General features: G+C 70.8%; 14 protein-coding genes and 1 riboswitch. Of the genes, 10 read left to right on the top strand and 4 right to left on the bottom strand.

What is annotated here, in order from left to right; translation table 11 throughout:
* Nucleotides 1-17 precede the first annotated feature (17 nt).
* Together trpD and RB628_RS16130 are read left to right on the top strand one after the other, a co-directional pair.
* Nucleotides 18-1,082, top strand: a complete 1,065-nt coding sequence (gene trpD / locus RB628_RS16135; protein WP_318321117.1) for an anthranilate phosphoribosyltransferase — start codon at nucleotides 18-20, stop codon at nucleotides 1,080-1,082.
* A 78-nt stretch (nucleotides 1,083-1,160) separates the two neighbouring features.
* Nucleotides 1,161-1,278: riboswitch (SAM riboswitch) on the top strand.
* 164 nt (nucleotides 1,279-1,442) lie between these two features.
* Nucleotides 1,443-2,831 carry an aminotransferase class V-fold PLP-dependent enzyme gene (locus tag RB628_RS16130; RefSeq protein ID WP_318321116.1) on the top strand — a complete coding sequence of 463 codons (1,389 nt, stop codon included), beginning with the start codon at nucleotides 1,443-1,445 and terminating at the stop codon, nucleotides 2,829-2,831.
* Nucleotides 2,832-2,914: 83 nt separating this feature from the next.
* On the opposite strand, the gene RB628_RS16125 is transcribed toward RB628_RS16130, so the two are convergent.
* Together RB628_RS16125 and RB628_RS16120 are read right to left on the bottom strand one after the other, a co-directional pair.
* A complete protein-coding gene (locus RB628_RS16125) occupies nucleotides 2,915-3,196 on the bottom strand; it encodes an Lrp/AsnC ligand binding domain-containing protein (protein ID WP_318321115.1) in 282 nt (93 codons plus the stop codon).
* On the bottom strand, nucleotides 3,193-3,936 hold the full coding sequence (locus RB628_RS16120; protein WP_318321114.1) for a rhomboid family intramembrane serine protease: 744 nt from the start codon (nucleotides 3,934-3,936) through the stop codon (nucleotides 3,193-3,195). The genes RB628_RS16125 and RB628_RS16120 overlap by 4 nt, the downstream gene beginning before the upstream one ends.
* Nucleotides 3,937-4,094: 158 nt before the next feature.
* On the opposite strand from RB628_RS16120, the gene RB628_RS16115 reads away from it, so the two are divergent.
* The 5 genes from RB628_RS16115 (at nucleotide 4,095) to RB628_RS16095 (ending at nucleotide 9,555) form a co-directional block, all read left to right on the top strand.
* Nucleotides 4,095-4,334, top strand: a complete 240-nt coding sequence (locus RB628_RS16115) for a hypothetical protein (RefSeq protein ID WP_318321113.1) — start codon at nucleotides 4,095-4,097, stop codon at nucleotides 4,332-4,334.
* A 51-nt stretch (nucleotides 4,335-4,385) separates the two neighbouring features.
* Nucleotides 4,386-5,735 carry an NYN domain-containing protein gene (locus RB628_RS16110; RefSeq protein WP_318321112.1) on the top strand — a complete coding sequence of 450 codons (1,350 nt, stop codon included), beginning with the start codon at nucleotides 4,386-4,388 and terminating at the stop codon, nucleotides 5,733-5,735.
* Nucleotides 5,736-5,959: 224 nt separating this feature from the next.
* A complete protein-coding gene (locus RB628_RS16105; protein ID WP_318321111.1) occupies nucleotides 5,960-6,994 on the top strand; it encodes an NlpC/P60 family protein in 1,035 nt (344 codons plus the stop codon).
* Nucleotides 6,995-7,246: 252 nt separating this feature from the next.
* Entirely contained in the window at nucleotides 7,247-8,272 is a 1,026-nt protein-coding gene (locus RB628_RS16100; RefSeq protein ID WP_318321110.1) for an NlpC/P60 family protein, read from the top strand.
* 68 nt (nucleotides 8,273-8,340) lie between these two features.
* A complete protein-coding gene (locus RB628_RS16095) occupies nucleotides 8,341-9,555 on the top strand; it encodes a hypothetical protein (RefSeq protein ID WP_318321109.1) in 1,215 nt (404 codons plus the stop codon).
* Here the strand turns inward: RB628_RS16095 and RB628_RS16090 are convergent.
* A complete protein-coding gene (locus tag RB628_RS16090; RefSeq protein WP_318321108.1) occupies nucleotides 9,543-10,784 on the bottom strand; it encodes a glycosyltransferase 87 family protein in 1,242 nt (413 codons plus the stop codon). The genes RB628_RS16095 and RB628_RS16090 overlap by 13 nt on opposite strands.
* A gap of 155 nt (nucleotides 10,785-10,939) precedes the next feature.
* Between RB628_RS16090 and RB628_RS16085 the strand changes: the two genes are divergently transcribed.
* Nucleotides 10,940-12,082 carry a glycosyltransferase family 4 protein gene (locus RB628_RS16085; RefSeq protein WP_318321107.1) on the top strand — a complete coding sequence of 381 codons (1,143 nt, stop codon included), beginning with the start codon at nucleotides 10,940-10,942 and terminating at the stop codon, nucleotides 12,080-12,082.
* A gap of 154 nt (nucleotides 12,083-12,236) precedes the next feature.
* Nucleotides 12,237-13,823 (top strand): GMC oxidoreductase, encoded by a 1,587-nt coding sequence (locus RB628_RS16080; protein ID WP_318321143.1) that lies wholly within the window; start codon nucleotides 12,237-12,239, stop codon nucleotides 13,821-13,823.
* A 41-nt stretch (nucleotides 13,824-13,864) separates the two neighbouring features.
* Here the strand turns inward: RB628_RS16080 and RB628_RS16075 are convergent, their stop codons facing one another.
* Nucleotides 13,865-15,661 carry an AMP-dependent synthetase/ligase gene (locus RB628_RS16075; RefSeq protein WP_318321106.1) on the bottom strand — a complete coding sequence of 599 codons (1,797 nt, stop codon included), beginning with the start codon at nucleotides 15,659-15,661 and terminating at the stop codon, nucleotides 13,865-13,867.
* 298 nt (nucleotides 15,662-15,959) lie between these two features.
* Between RB628_RS16075 and RB628_RS16070 the strand changes: the two genes are divergently transcribed.
* Entirely contained in the window at nucleotides 15,960-16,766 is an 807-nt protein-coding gene (locus tag RB628_RS16070; RefSeq protein WP_318321105.1) for a metallophosphoesterase family protein, read from the top strand.
* Nucleotides 16,767-16,816: the final 50 nt, after the last annotated feature.

Here is a 16,816-nt window from a genome sequence, read left to right as displayed (position 1 = left end):
TGATCCAGGAGCGGCATATGAGCGCTGTGAACCCCGCCGGAGGCGACACCGCGGCGGTCCGTTCCTGGCCCCGCGTGCTGAACGGTCTGCTCGACGGCCACGACCTGAGCGCGGCCGACACCGCCTGGGCGATGAACCTCATCATGCGCGGTGAGGCGACCGACGCGCAGATCGCCGGATTCGTGGTGGCGCTGCGGGCCAAGGGCGAGACCGTCGAGGAGATCTCCGGGTTCGTCGAGGCGATGTACGAGCACGCCAATGTGATCGAGGTGCCGGGGCCGACCGTCGACATCGTCGGCACCGGCGGCGACGGCGCGAACACCGTGAACATCTCCACCATGTCGGCGATCGTCATCGCCGGTACGGGCGCCAAGGTCGTCAAGCACGGCAACCGGGCGGCCTCCTCGGCCTCCGGCGCCTCGGACGTGCTGGGACAGCTCGGGGTCAATCTGGAGCTGACGCCGAAGCGGGTGGCCGAGGTGGCCGAGGAGGCCGGGATCACCTTCTGCTTCGCGGCCAAGTTCCATCCGGCGATGCGTCATGTGGGCGCCGCACGCGGCCAGTTGGGCATCCGTACGGTCTTCAACATCCTCGGCCCGCTGACCAACCCGGCCAGGGTCAGGGCGCAGGCGGTCGGTGTCGCAGACCCCCGGATGGCGCCCATCGTCGCCGGGGTCTTCGCCGAACGCGGCAACTCCTCCCTGGTGTTCCGGGGCGACGACGGCCTCGACGAACTGACGATCACCGCCACGTCCCGGGTGTGGGTCGTCCGGGACGGCAAGGTGACGGAGGAGACCTTCGACCCGCGCGACGTCGGTATCGAACTGGTCCCGGTGGAGGCCCTGCGCGGCGGTGACGCGTCCTTCAACGCGGCGGTCGCGCGGCGGCTGCTGGACGGCGAGACGGGGCCCGTACGGGATGCCGTGCTGCTCAACTCGGCGGCGGCGCTGGTGGCGCTGGACCCGGGACAGGGCGCACTGGCCGAGCAGATCGGCGCCGGGATGGAGAAGGCCGCCGAATCCGTCGACTCCGGAGCGGCGAAGCGGACGCTGGAGCGGTGGGCGGCGGCCAGCAACGCGTAGCGGTCTCCGGCTGAGGGACGTCCCGCGATCCGGACACGGGTTGCGGGGCGTCGATCACTTCACGTACGTTCTGTACCAGGTCATGAGTGACAGTCATGAGGCCCCGGCCGACTGTCCGGCAACCCTCCGTCCGTGGCGGGGTGCCCCGGGATGAAGACCAGGCCGTGAGCAGCAAGGCTCACGGCAAGCGCGGGCCCCTCTCGAAACCAGGGGTCCTGGTCGTTCGAGGGAGTCTTCCGTGAGCAAGCGAATGCGATAGGGCTGCCGAGCCCCGCCTCCGCGCACCCCTTTCGTCCTTTTCCTGTGCTGAGCCATGTCCGCTCGCACAGTGATTCCCCTTGCCTCTCACGGGAGTTCGTCATGTCTGTCTCCACCGTTGCCGCCGGCCAGGCTGTCTGCCGTGACATTTCGGGGCCGCTGTCCGTTCTGGGCCGTGACGTCACCGTCCCGCTCGTCACCGGCGGCGAAGTCACCTACGCGGCGCTCGACTACGCCGCCAGCGCCCCCGCGCTCCAGCGGGTCTGGGACGACGTGGCCGCGTACGCGCCCTACTACGGCAGCGTGCACCGGGGCGCCGGCTACCTCTCCCAGCTGTCGACGGACCTCTTCGAGAACGCTCGCAGGACGGTCACCGAGTTCCTGGACTGCCGCGCCGACGACCAGCTGATCTTCACGCGGTCCACCACCGACTCCCTCAACCTCCTCGCCGCCGCCCTCCCCGACGGCTGCCAGGTCTTCGTCTTCGAGACCGAGCACCACGCCTCGCTGCTGCCCTGGCAGAACGCCCAGGTCACCTACCTCGACGCCCCGCGCACCCCCCAGCAGGCGGTGGCCACCCTCCAAGAGGCCCTCGCCGCCCGCACCGCATCCATTCAGGAGGGCCAGGGCCCGGCCCTCGTCTGCGTCACCGGCGCCTCGAACGTCACCGGCGAGCTGTGGCCCGTACGGGAGCTGGCCGCCACCGCCCACGCGCACGGCGCCCGGATCGTCCTGGACGCCGCCCAGCTGGCCCCGCACCACCCGGTCTCCGTGCAGGACCTGGACGTCGACTGGGTCGCCTTCTCCGGCCACAAGCTGTACGCGCCCTTCGGTTCCGGCGTCCTCGCCGGACGCGCCGACTGGCTGCGCGCCGCCGGCCCGTACCTCGCCGGTGGCGGCGCCAGCCGCAAGGTCACGCGGCGCACGGACGGGGGAGTGGACGTGGAGTGGCACGACACCGCCGCCCGGCACGAGGCCGGGTCGCCGAACGTCATCGGCGCCTACTCGATCGCCGCCGCCTGCAGGGCCCTCGCGGAGGCCGGCTTCGAGTCGCTGGTCGCCCGGGAGCAGCACCTGATCGACATCGTGCGGGCGGGGCTGGCCGAGGTGCCCGAGGTCAGGGTTCTCTCCCTGTTCGGCGACGAGGCGCCGCGCGTCGGCGTCATCTCGTTCGTCGTCGAGGGCTGGAACAGCTCGCACTTCGCCGCGGCGCTTTCCGCGGAGTACGGGATCGGGGTGCGGGACGGGTTGTTCTGCGCCCACCCGCTGGTGCGGACCCTGCTGGGCAGTGACCCGCAGACTCAGGGGGAGTGCGGCGCCCCCGAAACCGCCCCCGGAGAGAAGTCGCTCAACGCCATCCGTGTGAGCTTCGGTGCCGGGACCCCCGACGAGCACGTCGAGCGGTTCGTGGGTGCGGTGAAGGAGCTTGTGCGGGACGGGGCGCGGTGGCAGTACCGGACCGAGGACGGGCGGTGCGTTCCGGCGGTTTGATCGCCCCGCCGTCCCCACCCGTCCCATCCCGGGGGCTCAGCCCCCGGACCCCGGCTCCTCAGGCGCCGGAGAGGCCGAATCGGTCAGCTGTCCAGGCCGATCGCGAACGCCGCCTCCAGGTCGTGCTGGGAGTACGTCCGGAACGCCACGTGTGTGTCCGTCGCCTCCACCCCCGGGATCCTGCTGATGCTGCCCGGGATGATCTCGGCCAGGTCCTCGTGGGCCTTGACGCGGACCATCGCGATCAAGTCGTACGTACCGGTGACGGAGAAGACCTCGCTCACGCTGTCCAGCGCGGCGATCGACTCCGCGATCTCGGGGATCCGGTCCACGCTGGTCTTGATGAGCACGATCGCGGTGATCACGGCTGGTTCTCTCCCTCGGTGGCCGTCGCTGGGGCGGGCCTCACTCTAGTGGTACGGCGATATCGCACCCACGCGTAGACGAAGCCGAGGCCGAAGCCGATCACGTGCGCGAGGTACGCCACCCCGGGCCCCGAGGACGCCCTGCCCGCCGCCACCCACTGCAGGGCCGCCCAGAAGGGCAGCGTCAGCCAGGCCGGGAAGCGCAGCGGGAGGAAGAACAGGAACGGGAAGATGCTGGTCACACGGGCGCCGGGGAACAGGTACAGGAAGGCGCCCAGGATCGCCGAGATCGCACCGGACGCCCCCACCAGCGTCTGCGGCGAGCCCGCGTTGGCCGCGGCGTACCCCAGCAGGGCGAGACAGCCGCAGCCCAGGTAGAACAGGGCGAACTCCAGGTGCCCGAGTCGTTCCTCGGTCATCGCGCCGAAGACGTACAGGAAGAGCATGTTGCCCAGCAGATGGACCCAGCTGCCGTGCACGAACAGCGCCGTGGCGGGGGTGAGCGTGGCCCGGGGGGCGCCGGTGAAGAGTTCGGCGGGGACCACGCCCCAGCGACGGAAATAGGCGCGCTGGGCGGCGATCAGGGCGTCTCCCGTGCCGTACCCGGGGTTCAGGCCCGAGGCGGGGCCGATGACGAAGAGCAGACAGCACACGGCGATCAGCCCGTACGTCACCGGCGCCGACTGGGCGCGGACCGATCTGCGGGCCGCCGTACGCCACTTTTCGAACTCGCCGGTCATGGACACAGAGCATGACGTAACGGACCGAACAGTGCAGACCGCCTCGCCGCTGTGGACGGACGGGCGGTGGGTACCCGTCAGGCCTTAGGGTTACGAGCCACACGCTCCAGGGAATCTGGCGCAGCACGGACACTAGAAGGAAAGCGAACATATCCACGATGACGGTTCCTCTGCCGACCGACACGACCCGGTGGCGCTGTGCTCTCTGCGGCAACCTCACACGCTTCGACGTGACCCGCTCCTCCAAGGTGGTGGAGTACGTGCACCTCGACCTGGCGGGAGCGCCGAACGTGGAGGAGCGCGAGGTGGTCAGTGAGACCATCGAGTCGGTGCGCTGCCGTTGGTGCAACGCCGTGGATCAGGTGGAACTCGTGGACAGGCCGGGCGCCGGCTCCTGACGAGCGAAGTCGGGAGTGGGGGAGGGCCCCGCTCAGGAATTGGGGTGACGGATGGTGGAGACCACAGGCGGGGGGCCGGGCGACGGCGCCGCCGAGGTGCTCGACCGCCCGCTGCCCGACGGCGTGCGCAGGCGCGTCGTGCAGATCGTCTCCGACGGGTTCGGCGGGCTGACCGTTGCCGAACTGCCCGCCCAGCTGCGGCAGTACGCGCGGTTCGCGCCCAACCGGCGGGCCAAGTTCGCCGGTAACGCCATGGCCGCCGCGCTGGAGACCGACGCGCTGTTCCGGCAGCGCATCGGGGAGAAGCTCCGGGAGGCGCAGCCGGAGCTGGCGGGTGCTCTCGACGCCGGTTCGCCGCCCCCGGCCGCAGATCCCCTCGACGTGGCCGCCGCGGCCTATGTACTGCGGCCCGCGGGCTGGGTCAAGCTCGTCGCCGCGGCCGGCGAGGAGGCGCAGCGGGCCGACGCCGAGCGCGCCGACGAGGAGAGCCGGGCCGAACTGGAGCGGCTGCGCGAGGAGCTGACCACCGCCCGCGACCAGACCCGTACCGAGACCGAGCGGCTGCGTACGGAGCTGGAGTCGGCCAGGAAGGAAGCCGAATCGCTGCACCGCAAACTGCGCGCCGCCCTCAGTGACGTCAAGCGCGGTGAGGCGGCCCTGCGCAAGGTGCACGCCGAGATGGACACCGTACGGACCGAGGGGCACACGCAGGTTTCCGCGGCCGAGAGCGAGGCGCGGCGGCTGAAGGGGCGGCTGAGCGAGGTCGAGGCCGCGCTGGAGGCCAGCAGACGCGCCGCCCGGGAGGGGCGCAGCGTCGAGGACATGCGCGTACGGCTGCTCCTGGACACCGTGCTCGACGCGGCTCAGGGGCTGCGGCGGGAGCTGGCGCTGCCGCCGGTGTCGGTGCGGCCGGCCGAGACCGTGGACGCGGTCGAGCCGGGCAGGATGACGCCGAAGGACATCGCCGCCCGTGCGCTGTCCGAGAACGACCCGGCGATTCTCGACCAGCTGCTCGCGCTGCCGCAGGCGCATCTGGTCGTCGACGGCTACAACGTGACCAAGACCGGCTATCCGCAGATGCCGTTGGAGAAGCAGCGCCTCAGGCTGCTGGGGCAGTTGTCGCAGCTCGCCGCGCAGACCGGGGCCGAGGTGACCTGTGTCTTCGACGGGGCGGAGCTGGCCGCTCCGGTGCTGCTGGCGCCGCCGCGCGGGGTGCGGGTGCTGTTCTCCAAGCCCGGTGTCACCGCCGACGAGTTGATCCGTCTGCTGGTGCGCGCGGAACCGCCCGGCCGGCCGGTCATCGTCGTGTCGACGGACCGCGAGGTGGCCGACGGGATCGCCAAGGCGGGTGCGCGGCCGGTGGCTTCGGTGGTGCTGCTGAAGCGGTTCTCGCGAGGCTGACAACATACGGGCGTAATGACCGAATTGACGGAAGTGTCACGCAACGTAGCGTCAATCGAGCATTGCTGTATGTGTGTTGTGTGTAAAAAATGCGATGGGTGACAAACATTTTTCATGCCAGGATTTGAAGTGATCACGGGAAGGTCACTAGGGTCAGGCCTCGAACCTCCGCTCGGGTGATCACTCAAAGGGAGTGACAGCGGGAGAAGAAGGAGTTCGCCTCCGTGGCGTCCCATCGTCGACCGAAGCAGCCGAGCCGCACCCGTGTGACCGTGCTCACCACCGCCGCGGCTGCCGCCGTGGCCCTCAGCGCCAACGCCGCCAACGCCGCGCCGAGCGAGAAGCCGAGCAAGGACGAGGTCAAGACCAAGGTCGACAAGCTCTACGAGCAGGCGGAGCAGGCCACCGAGAAGCTCAACGGGGCCGAGGAGAAGCAGGGCAAGCTGGAGAAGGAGATCTCCACTCTCCAGGACAACGTCGCCCGCGGCCAGGGAGAGCTCAACGAGCTGCGCGACAGTCTCGGACTCGCCGCAGCCGCCCAGTACCGCACCGGCAGCATCGACCCGTCCGTGCAGCTCTTCCTCTCCGCCGACCCGGACGACTACCTCGACAAGGCGTCCACGATGGACCAGCTGAGCAGTCAGCAGGTCGAGACGCTCAAGAAGGTCACGGAGAAGCAGCGTTCGCTCGCCCAGCAGCGGTCCGAGGCCACCGAGAAACTCCAGGACCTCGCGGACACCCGCAGCGAGCTGGCCAAGAAGAAGAAGGAAGTCCAGGGCAAGCTCGCCGAGGCGCAGAAGCTGCTCAACTCGATGACGGCCGCGGAGAAGGCGGCCCTGGCCGCCGCCGAGGCCCGCGCCAGCCGGGCCAGCGAGCGCACCGTCCTCGACGGTCCCAGCGCGCCCGCCACGGGCCGCGCGAGTTCCGCGTACGCCGCCGCCCAGAGCGTGATCGGCTCGCCGTACGTCTACGGCGCCTCGGGCCCCAGCTCCTTCGACTGCTCGGGTCTCACCTCGTGGGCGTTCGCCCAGGCCGGCATCACCATCCCCCGGACTTCGCAGGCGCAGGCCAACGCGGGTACGCGCATCTACTCGCAGAGCGATCTCCAGGTCGGCGACCTGGTGATCTTCTACGGCGACCTGCACCACGTCGGCTTCTACGCCGGCAACGGCCAGGTCCTGCACGCGCCGCGCAGCGGCACGGTCGTGCGGTACGAGTCGATCGACAACATGCCGTACCAGTTCGGCGTACGGATCTGATCCTCTCTTCGCCGGATCGGATCGTCGTACTCCTTCCGGGTGTGCTCAAGATCAGGACACGTTGACGCCCGAACGGGCGAATCCCGATACCTTCCGCTGGCCCCACGCCCCGCCTATGACCTGCGTCATAGGCGGGGCGTCACTGTGTGTGGCCGTCGAGGTCTTTGGCTCGCGCACAGTCGCACGGCTACTGTCTGCGGCGCCCCCAACACCGGGGGCATGCGTCCGCCAGCGGAAGGAGTGCGGCTTCTCGTGGGGTTCCATCGCCGCCTTGCACCGTCCGGGTTCGACCGGGGCAGCGCCGCGGGCGCCGCTCTCACCGTGCTGTCCGCCGCCGCGGCCGCCCTGGGCGCCGCCGTGCCCTCGGCCACCGCCTCGCCGACCGACCACACCCGGGCCGAGGTGGACCGGCTCTACGCGGAGGCCGAGAAGGCCACCGAGTCCTACAACCGGGCCGACGAGCGCGCCGACACACTGCGCGAGCAGGTGACCCGGGCGCAGGACCGGATCGCCCGGCAGCAGCAGCGCATCAACACCATGCGGGAGGCGCTCGGTTCGCTCGCGGGCGCCCAGTACCGGGCCGGGGGCATGGACCCCTCGCTCGCGCTGCTGTTCTCCGACGACCCTGACGAGTACCTGGAGAAGGCCGCCGCGCTCGACCGGATCAACGCCCACCAGGCCGGTGAGCTGAGGGAACTCCAGGCGGCCATGCGTGAAATCGCCCAGGAGCGCACGGAGGCCACCGGCAGGCTCACCGAGCTCGACCGGAGCCGCAAGGCGGTCGCCGCGCACAAGAAGACCGTCGAACGGAAGCTGGCGAAGGCGCGGGCGCTGCTCAACTCGCTGCCGACCGCCGACCGCGCCGCCTACGACCGGGCCTCCCGTTCCGACCGCGCCGACCTGCCCGACCCCGGCAACGCCGCCGCGCCGAGCGCCCGTGCGGCAACCGCCGTCGCCGCGGCCCGGGCGGCGCTGGGCAGCCCGTACGTCTGGGGTTCCAACGGGCCCTCCGGGTTCGACTGTTCGGGCCTGATGCAGTGGTCGTACGCCAAGGCCGGGGTCTCCCTGCCGCGCACCTCGCAGGCCCAGCGTCACGCCGGGCAGCAGGTCCCGCTCTCCCAGGCGCAGCCCGGTGACCTGGTCACCTACCGGTCCGATGCCAGTCACGTCGGGATGTACGTGGGCAACGGCCAGGTGATCCACGCCCCCTATCCGGGCGCGCCGGTGCGTTATGACCCGGTGGGCATGATGCCCGTCTCGTCGGTCACCAGGGTCTGAGCGGGGTCTGTCCGTCCGGAGCGTCCCCCTTCCTGACTTCCCGACAGTCGGCCCGTACGATCGTCGGCGTGGCTGGTCGAAGGCGTGCGTGGGGTGCGTGGCGGGTCCGGGTCGTGGCCCTCTGTCTGCTGCCCGTCCCCCTCGCCTCCCTCGTCGCGTGCGGCGACGGCCGGCCGGGGACCGACACCGCGTCCGCCGACGTACGACGGCTGCTGGACCGGCGGGCCGCCGCGGTCCTCGCCGGTGACGGACCGGCGTACGCGCGCACCGGCGCGCCGGCGGAGTTCACGCGGCTGCGCGCGCTCCCACTGGCGGCCTGGTCGTACCGCCTGACCGCCCTGCACCGCACCGACGGCGACGGGGCCACCGCGGACGTGGAACTGAGCTATCGCGTCGCGGGCATCGACAAGGCACCCATGAAAGCCGGGCGGACGCTGCGCCTCACCGAGCGGGACGGCGGGCAGTGGTACGTCGACGCCGACGAGCCCGCGCGGAAGGCCGGCCGGCAGCTGTGGGACCTGGGGACCGTACGGGCCGTACGCGGCACGCACAGCCTCGTTCTGGGGGTCGGGCAGTCACCGGAGGCCCTGCGCCGGTACGCGGGGCTCGCCGACCGGGCCGTGCCTGCGGTGACGCAGGCGTGGGGCGGGGCGTGGACGAAGCGGGTCGTCGTCCTGGTACCGAAGTCGCTGGAGGGGATGGCGGGGCTGCTCGGGTCGCCGGCCTCCGCGTACCGGGGGATCGCGGCGGTCACCACCGGGGAGGTGGGAGGTTCGGCGAAGGCGCCCGCGGACCGGATCATCGTCAACCCCGAGGCGTACGGCGTGCTCGGGGACTTCGGCAAGCAGGTCGTGCTCACCCACGAGACCACACACGTGGCGACCCGTGGCGCCACCAACTCCGCCACCCCCCTGTGGCTCTCCGAGGGGTACGCGGACTGGGTCGGTTACCGGTCCACCGGCCGTACGGCCGTCCAGGCGGCGCCCGAACTGGCCCGCGCCGTGACCGCGGGCGGGATACCGGACGCGCTTCCCGGGGACGCGGACTTCGGCTTCGGCGGGGACGCCGCGAAGCTGGCCCAGGCGTACGAGGGCGGCTGGCTGGCGTGCCGGCTGATCGCCGGCCAATGGGGCGAGGTGCGGCTCGGTGAGTTCTACCGGGCGGTGGGGGCGCACGGGAAGCGGGCGGGGGCCGTCGAGGGGGCGATGGCGGACGTGCTGGGGACGACGCCGCAGGAGTTCACGGTGCTGTGGCGGGACTATCTCCGCGCTCAGCTCGGCTGATTCTCCTTGGCGCGGGTGGCCTGACCGGGGAGGGGCGGCAGCGGTGCCCGGGGCGGGACCGTCGTGCGCCACAGCTCCAGGGCCGCCGTCAGGGCCGCGACGACCAGGAGGCCGTTGCGGGTGAACAGGAGAGTGATGCCGTAGGCGTCGCTGGCGACCACGTGTCCGAAGCCGATGGGGAACTCCAGGACCGTCACCAGGCAGGCGACGACGACCAGGGTGGCGGGCAGGGTCATACGGCCGGCGCGGAAGCAGAGGCAGACGGCGGCCAGGCCGACCAGCCACACCATGTACTGGGGGCTGATGACCCGGCTGGTCACCGTGAACAGCAGCACGGCCACGAAGGCCGCGTCCGCCAGGGTGTGCGGAAGGAACCGGGTGGCGCGCAGCCGCCAAAGCAGCAGCCAGCCGAAGGCGACCACGGCCAGCAGCAGCGCCACCGTGCTCACCGTCTTCACGAACGGGCCCAGGAATTCGATCGATCCGTAGTTCAGCGCCACCCGGCCCTCCCAGCCGAAGTGCCGGCCGACATGGAAGACGAGGGCGCCCAGCGACTCCACCTCGGTGCCCCGGTCGCCCTGGAAGGTCAGGAAGGCGAAGGCGCCGGGCATGGCCACCGCGAACAGCGACGCCAGCGCGGCCACCGTGACGGCCGCCGCGGCCCACGCCCGCCGCCGTACGGCCCCCACGAGCAGCAGCACGGGCCAGACCTTCAGCAGCGCCCCGAAGCCCGCCAGGGCGCCCATCAGGCGCGGATGCCGGCCGCCCGCGAGCAGCGCGGCCACCGCCACGGCGGTCACCATCACGTCGTACCGGGCGTACACCGTCGGGCCCAGCAGCGGTACGCCCACCACCCACACCCAGGCGCCGCGCAACGTCCGGCCGGGGCGCACGCCCGCGTGGAGGAGGAGGGACAGGACGGCCAGGTCGGCGAGGAGGGCCAGGAGGAAGAACGCCGTCGCGTAGTCCAGGAAGGGCAGGGCGCCGGGGGAGAGGATCGCGAGGGCGGCGGCGGGCGGGTACTGCCAGGTGACGTCGCCCAGCGGGTAGGTGCCGTGGCGCAGCACCTCGTACCAGCCGTGGTAGATCACCGAGACGTCGCTCGTGACGTCCGGGCCCGGGAAGACGAACACCTTGAACACGAACAGCAGCAGGAGGAGTCGGGTCAGCCCCCAGGTGCCCAACAGCGCCACGGGGAGCCGCAGCCGTCCTCTGCCCGCGATGTCCACCTGAACCCCTGTTCGTGCCGCCGTGCAGGCCGCCTGTGTGTCAACCGATGAGCGGCCATCGTCTCCCGAGCGGCTGTGCGAATGCCATCAAACAGGGCCGGACACCTGTGAGGGTTCTGGGAGGGAGTGGGAGACGGTTCGGTAGGGTCGGCGGCGTGCACAAGACCCTGATCGTGACGAACGACTTCCCGCCCCGTCCGGGCGGTATCCAGGCCTTCCTGCACAACATGGCGCTGCGGCTCGACCCCGACCGGCTCGTCGTCTACGCCTCCACCTGGAAGCGGGGGCCGGAGGGTGCCCGGGCCACCGTGGCCTTCGACGCCGAGCAGCCCTTCACCGTCGTACGGGACCGGACGACGATGCTGCTGCCGACACCGGCGGTCACCGGGCGGGCCGTCGGGCTGCTGCGTGAACACGGGTGCACGTCGGTGTGGTTCGGGGCGGCGGCGCCGCTCGGGCTGATGGCGCCGGCCCTGCGCAAGGCGGGTGCCGAACGGCTGGTGGCGACGACCCACGGTCACGAGGCCGGGTGGGCGCAGCTGCCGGCGGCGCGTCAACTGCTGCGCAGGATCGGCGAGTCGACGGACACGATCACCTACCTCGGCGAGTACACACGGTCGCGGATCGCCGTCGCGCTGACCCCGCAGGCGGCCCGCCGGATGGTCCAACTGCCGCCCGGGGTCGACGAGAAGACCTTCCACCCGGGTTCGGGGGGCGACGCGGTCCGCGCCCGGCTCGGGCTCGCCGACCGGCCCGTCGTCGTGTGCGTCTCACGGCTGGTCCCGCGCAAGGGGCAGGACACGCTGATCCTGGCGATGCCCCGCATTCTCGCGGTCGAGCCGGAGACGGTGCTGCTGATCGTCGGCGGCGGACCCTACGCGCGGGAACTGCGCAAGCTCGCGCACGAGACCGGCGTCGCCGACTCGGTCCGCTTCACCGGGCCGGTGCCCTGGGCCGAGCTGCCCGCCCACTACGGCGCCGGTGACGTCTTCGCGATGCCGTGCCGGACGCGTCGGGGCGGGCTGGACGTCGAGGGGCTCGGGATCGTCTACCTGGAGGCGTCCGCGACGGGGCTGCCGGTGGTCGCCGGTGACTCGGGGGGTGCGCCCGACGCCGTCCTGGACGGCGAGACGGGCTGGGTGGTGCGCGGCGCCTCGGTGGAGGAGGCCGCCGACCGGATCACCGTCCTGCTCGGCGACGCCGAACTGCGCGCCCGGATGGGGGAGCGGGGGCGGGCATGGGTCGAGGAGAAGTGGCGCTGGGACCTGCTCGCGGAGGGGCTGAAGACACTGCTGTGACAGCGGGAGTCCGCGCGCCTGGATCTCCCGGGCACGGATAGGTACGCACCTACTAGGCGGAACCCGAAATTCCGCCGATGCTGCGCTCATGACAGAAAAGCTGATACACCGTCAGTTGATGCAGCATCAGCTGACGAGACGTCAAATACTGGGCATGGCCGCCTTCCAGACGGCCGCCGCCCTCGGCTTCACCCGGGTAGGCCTCCAGTCCGCCCGGGCCGTCGAACCCGCCGCCGTCGAATCCGCCCCCGCGATCGTCATCGGCTCCGGGTACGGCGGTGCCGTCGCCGCCCTCCGCCTCGGCCAGGCCGGCATCCGCACCCTCGTCATCGAGATGGGCCGCCTCTGGAACACGGCGGGCCCCGACGGCAAGATCTTCTGCTCCACCGCCGCTCCCGACAAGCGCTCCATGTGGTTCAAGAACCGCACCGAGGCGCCGCTGGCCAGCTTCCTGTGGCTGGACGTCGTCAACAAGGACATCAGCCCCTACCCCGGCGTCCTGGACCGCGTGCACTACAACAACATGTCCGTGTTCCTCGGCCGCGGGGTCGGCGGCGGTTCGCTGGTCAACGGCAGCATGGCCGTCACCCCGCTCCAGTCGTACTTCGCCGAGCAGTTCCCCGGCGTCAACGCCACGGAGATGTACGCCACCTACTTCCCGCGGGCCCGCACCATGCTCGGCGTCAACAACGTCGACCCCGCCTGGTTCGAGTCCACGGAGTGGTACCGCTTCTCCCGGATCTCCCGCAAGCACGCCGAGAACACCGGCCTGAGAACCACCTTCGTGCCGAGCGTCTACGACTTCGACTACATGCGGCGCGAGGCGGCCGGCACGGCGACCAGGTCGGCGCTCGGACAGGAGGTCATCTACGGCAACAACCACGGCAAGCGCAGCCTCGACAAGACGTACCTCGCCTCGGCCCTCGGCACCGGCAACGTCACCATCACCACCATGGAACGGGTCAGGGCGATCACCCGGGCCGCCGACGGGACGTACGTCCTGACCGCCGACCGGATCGACGACACGGGCGCGGTCGTCCAGACCAAGCAGTACGGGTGCACCTATCTGTTCCTCGGCGGCGGCAGCATCGGGACCACCGAACTCCTCGTACGGGCCCGGGAGACGGGCACGCTGCCCGCTCTCGACGCGAGCGTCGGGGCCGGATGGGGGACCAACGGCAACGTGATGCTCGGGCGCGCCAACCACCTGTGGGACACGGTCGGGGCGAACCAGTCGACGATGCCGGTGATGGGCATCGACGACTGGGCCAACACGGCCAACCCCGTCTTCGCCGAAATCGCCCCGCTGCCCACGGGGCTGGAGCACTGGGTGAGTCTCTACCTGGCGATCACCAAGAACCCGGAACGGGCGTCGTTCACCTACGACGCGGCGACCGACTCGGCGCGGCTCGGCTGGAGCGCCGCCCAGAGCGCGGTGTCCGTCGCCATGGCCAAGAAGCTGTTCGACCGGATCAACGCGGCCAACTCCACCATCTACCGGTACGACCTGTTCGGCTCCGGCAACAAGGTGTTCGCCGACGACTTCACCTACCACCCGCTGGGCGGCTGCGTGTTGGGGAAGGCGACCGACAACTACGGGCGCGTGAAGGGGTACTCGAAGCTGTACATCACCGACGGCTCACTGGTGCCCGGCTCGATCGGGGTGAACCCGTTCGTGACGATCACCGCGCTCGCGGAACGGACGATGGCGCGGGTCCTCGCCGAGGACACCGCGCCATGAGCCGACTCCGGAACCAGGTCGGGTACTGACCCAGTCCGGTACTAACTCTGGTAGATCGCCTCGATCTCGTCCGCGTAGTCCTTCGCCACCACATTGCGCTTGAGCTTCAGGGACGGCGTCAGGTGGCCCGACTCCTCGGTGAACTGGGAGGCCAGAATGCGGAACTTCCGCACCGATTCCGCCTTCGACACCGCGGCGTTGCCGTCGTCGACCGCGCCCTGGATCGCCGCGAGCAGATCCGGGTCATGGGCGAGCGACGCCGCGGTGGAACCGGCCGGCTTGCCGTGCTCGTCGGCCCAACGGCCCAGGAACTCCTCGTCGATGGTGACCAGCGCGCTCACGAACGGCCGCCCGTCGCCCACCACCATGCACTCCCCGACCAGCGCATGTGCGCGGATACGGTCCTCGATCACGGCCGGGGCGACGTTCTTGCCGCCCGCGGTGACGATGATCTCCTTCTTGCGGCCGGTGATCCGGAGGTACCCGTCCTCGTCGAGGGTGCCGATGTCACCGGTGTGGAACCAGCCGTCGGCCAGTGCCTCCTCGGTCGCGCCGGGGTTGTTCCAGTACTCCTTGAACAGGTGCTCGCCGTGCAGCAGCACCTCGCCGTCGTCGGCGATGCGCACGACCGAACCGGGCAGCGGCTGGCCGACCGTGCCGATCTTCTGCCGGTCCCAGGGATTGAACGCGGTGGCGGCACAGGACTCGGTGAGGCCGTAGCCCTCCAGCACCGTGAAGCCGATCCCGCGGAAGAAGTGCCCGAGCCGCTCACCGAGCGGGGCGCCGCCGGAGATGGCGAACTCGCCCTTGCCGCCGAGGACGTTCCGCAGCTTGCTGTAGACCACCCGGTCGAAGACCCTGTGCTTGATCTTCAGGCCGACCGACGGGCCGGACGGCTCGTCCAGCGCCCGGCTGTACGCGATCGCCGTGTCGGCGGCCTTGTCGAAGATCTTGCCCTTGCCGTCCGCCTGCGCCTTGGCCCGCGCCGAGTTGTAGACCTTCTCGAAGACCCGCGGCACACCGAGGATCAACGTCGGCCGGAACGAGGCCAGTTCGTCGGTGAGGTTCGTGATGTCCGGGACAGTGCCCAGCTTGATCGGCGCCATCATCGGCGCGATCTGCACGAGCCGTCCGAAGACGTGCGCGAGTGGCAGGAAGAGGAGGACCGAGCACTCGCCGGTGCGGAACAGGGGCCGCAGCCGCTCGACGACGTTGCCGCACTCGGCGAAGAAGCTGCGGTGCGTGAGGACACACCCCTTGGGCCGGCCGGTCGTACCGCTCGTGTACACGATGGTCGCCGGATCGTCGGCCTTCACCTGCGAACTGCGCTGCTCGACGGTCGCGTCGTCGACGTCCTTGCCGGCCCGCCCCAGCTCCTCCACCGCGCCGGCGTCGATCTGCCAGACGTGCTTCAGCTCGGGCAGGTGGTCGCGCACCGACTCGACGGAGGCGGCGTGGCCGTCCAGCTCCACGATGATCGCGGTGGCCCCCGAGTCGCTGAGGATCCACTGCACCTGCTCGGCGGAGCTGGTCTCGTACACGGGCACGGTCACCGCACCGGCGCACCAGATCGCGAAGTCGAACAGTGTCCACTCGTACCGTGTACGGGACATCAGGGCGACCCGGTCGCCCGGGGTGACCCCGGAGGCGATGAGGCCCTTCGCGGCTGCGTGCACCTCGGCGAGGAAGGCCGTGGCCGTCACGTCCTGCCAGGCGCCGCCCACCTTGCGGGCGATGACGGCGACATCCGGATGCTGCACGGCGTTTCGGCGGATGATGTCGGTCAGATTTCCGTCCGCGGGGACCTCGTACAAAGCCGGAAGGCTGAACTCGCGCAAGACTGCTGCTCCTCACAGGGCGCCGGCGCCACGACGTTGTGCGATGCGACGGTGCGGTCCATGGCTCGGGCAAGTACTCACGGATCTCGTAGTTGAAATCCTGAGCACGACTGGACTGCCCGGACGTTACCCGTCGGTATGGCCACTACGACAGGGGGGTCGGGCGAGATGTTCGCGGCGTCACACGGGTTGGTGTCTTTTACGCACAGTAGTGCACGGTTTTCTTGACTGACCAGTAACCTTCGGCGACCCCCCCTGTCCTGTTCACGCATGCCGCACACGCCTACCCTTGATCGCCATGGCACCCACACCGCGGGGCAACCCACATGAGAAGAGGACGCGCATTCATGTGGTCAGCGACGTGCACGGCAACGTGCGGGACCTGGCCGGAGCCGGTGCGGGCGCGGACGCCCTGATCTGCCTGGGCGACCTGGTGCTCTTCCTCGACTACGCCGACCACTCGCGCGGCATCTTCCCCGACCTCTTCGGCGCCGAGAACGCCGGCCGCCTCGTGGCGTTGCGCACGGCCCGCCGCTTCGAGGAGGCACGCGAGTTCGGGGCCCGGCTGTGGGCGGGCATCGGCATGGACCGGGCGGTGGCCATCGAGAAAGCGGTGCGCAGGCAGTACGCCGAACTGTTCGCCGCGTTCCCGGCACCGACGTACGCCACCTACGGCAACGTCGACATCCCGGCCCTGTGGCCGGAGTACGCCGGCCCGGGCACCCACGTCCTGGACGGGGAGCGGGTGGAGATCGGGGGCCGGGTCTTCGGCTTCGTCGGCGGGGGGCTCCGCACCCCGATGCGCACGCCGTACGAGATCGGCGACGAGGAGTACGCGGCGAAGATCGAGGCGCTCGGCGAGGTCGACGTGCTGTGCACGCACATTCCGCCGGAGGTCCCGGAACTGGTGTACGACACGGTCGCGCGCCGCTTCGAACGCGGCAGCCGTGCGCTGCTGGACGCGATCCGCCGTACGCGTCCTCGGTACGCCCTGTTCGGCCACGTCCACCAGCCGCTGGTCCGGCGGATGCGGATCGGCGGGACGGAGTGCGTGAACGTGGGGCACTTCGCGGGGAGCGGGAAGCCGTGGGTGCTCGAATGGTGACCCCGGGTCCGGGTGGCAACGGTCTGCCCGGCGCGGGGTAGCCTTCACGC

Origin of the sequence: Streptomyces sp. ADMS (assembly GCF_033441795.1) — a bacterium.
Taxonomy (GTDB): domain Bacteria; phylum Actinomycetota; class Actinomycetes; order Streptomycetales; family Streptomycetaceae; genus Streptomyces.
This window is presented reverse-complemented; position numbering and strand designations above follow the sequence as displayed.

What these genes read in the sequence shown, in the direction of transcription:
- RB628_RS16110 (WP_318321112.1), top strand. Translation starts at nt 4,386, where the DNA reads ATGGTGGAGACCACAGGCGGGGGGCCGGGCGACGGCGCCGCCGAGGTG.
- RB628_RS16115 (WP_318321113.1), top strand. Translation starts at nt 4,095, where the DNA reads ATGACGGTTCCTCTGCCGACCGACACGACCCGGTGGCGCTGTGCTCTC.
- RB628_RS16070 (WP_318321105.1), top strand. Translation starts at nt 15,960, where the DNA reads ATGGCACCCACACCGCGGGGCAACCCACATGAGAAGAGGACGCGCATT.
- RB628_RS16120 (WP_318321114.1), bottom strand. Translation starts at nt 3,936, where the DNA reads ATGACCGGCGAGTTCGAAAAGTGGCGTACGGCGGCCCGCAGATCGGTC.
- trpD (WP_318321117.1), top strand. Translation starts at nt 18, where the DNA reads ATGAGCGCTGTGAACCCCGCCGGAGGCGACACCGCGGCGGTCCGTTCC.
- RB628_RS16130 (WP_318321116.1), top strand. Translation starts at nt 1,443, where the DNA reads ATGTCTGTCTCCACCGTTGCCGCCGGCCAGGCTGTCTGCCGTGACATT.
- RB628_RS16080 (WP_318321143.1), top strand. Translation starts at nt 12,237, where the DNA reads ATGGCCGCCTTCCAGACGGCCGCCGCCCTCGGCTTCACCCGGGTAGGC.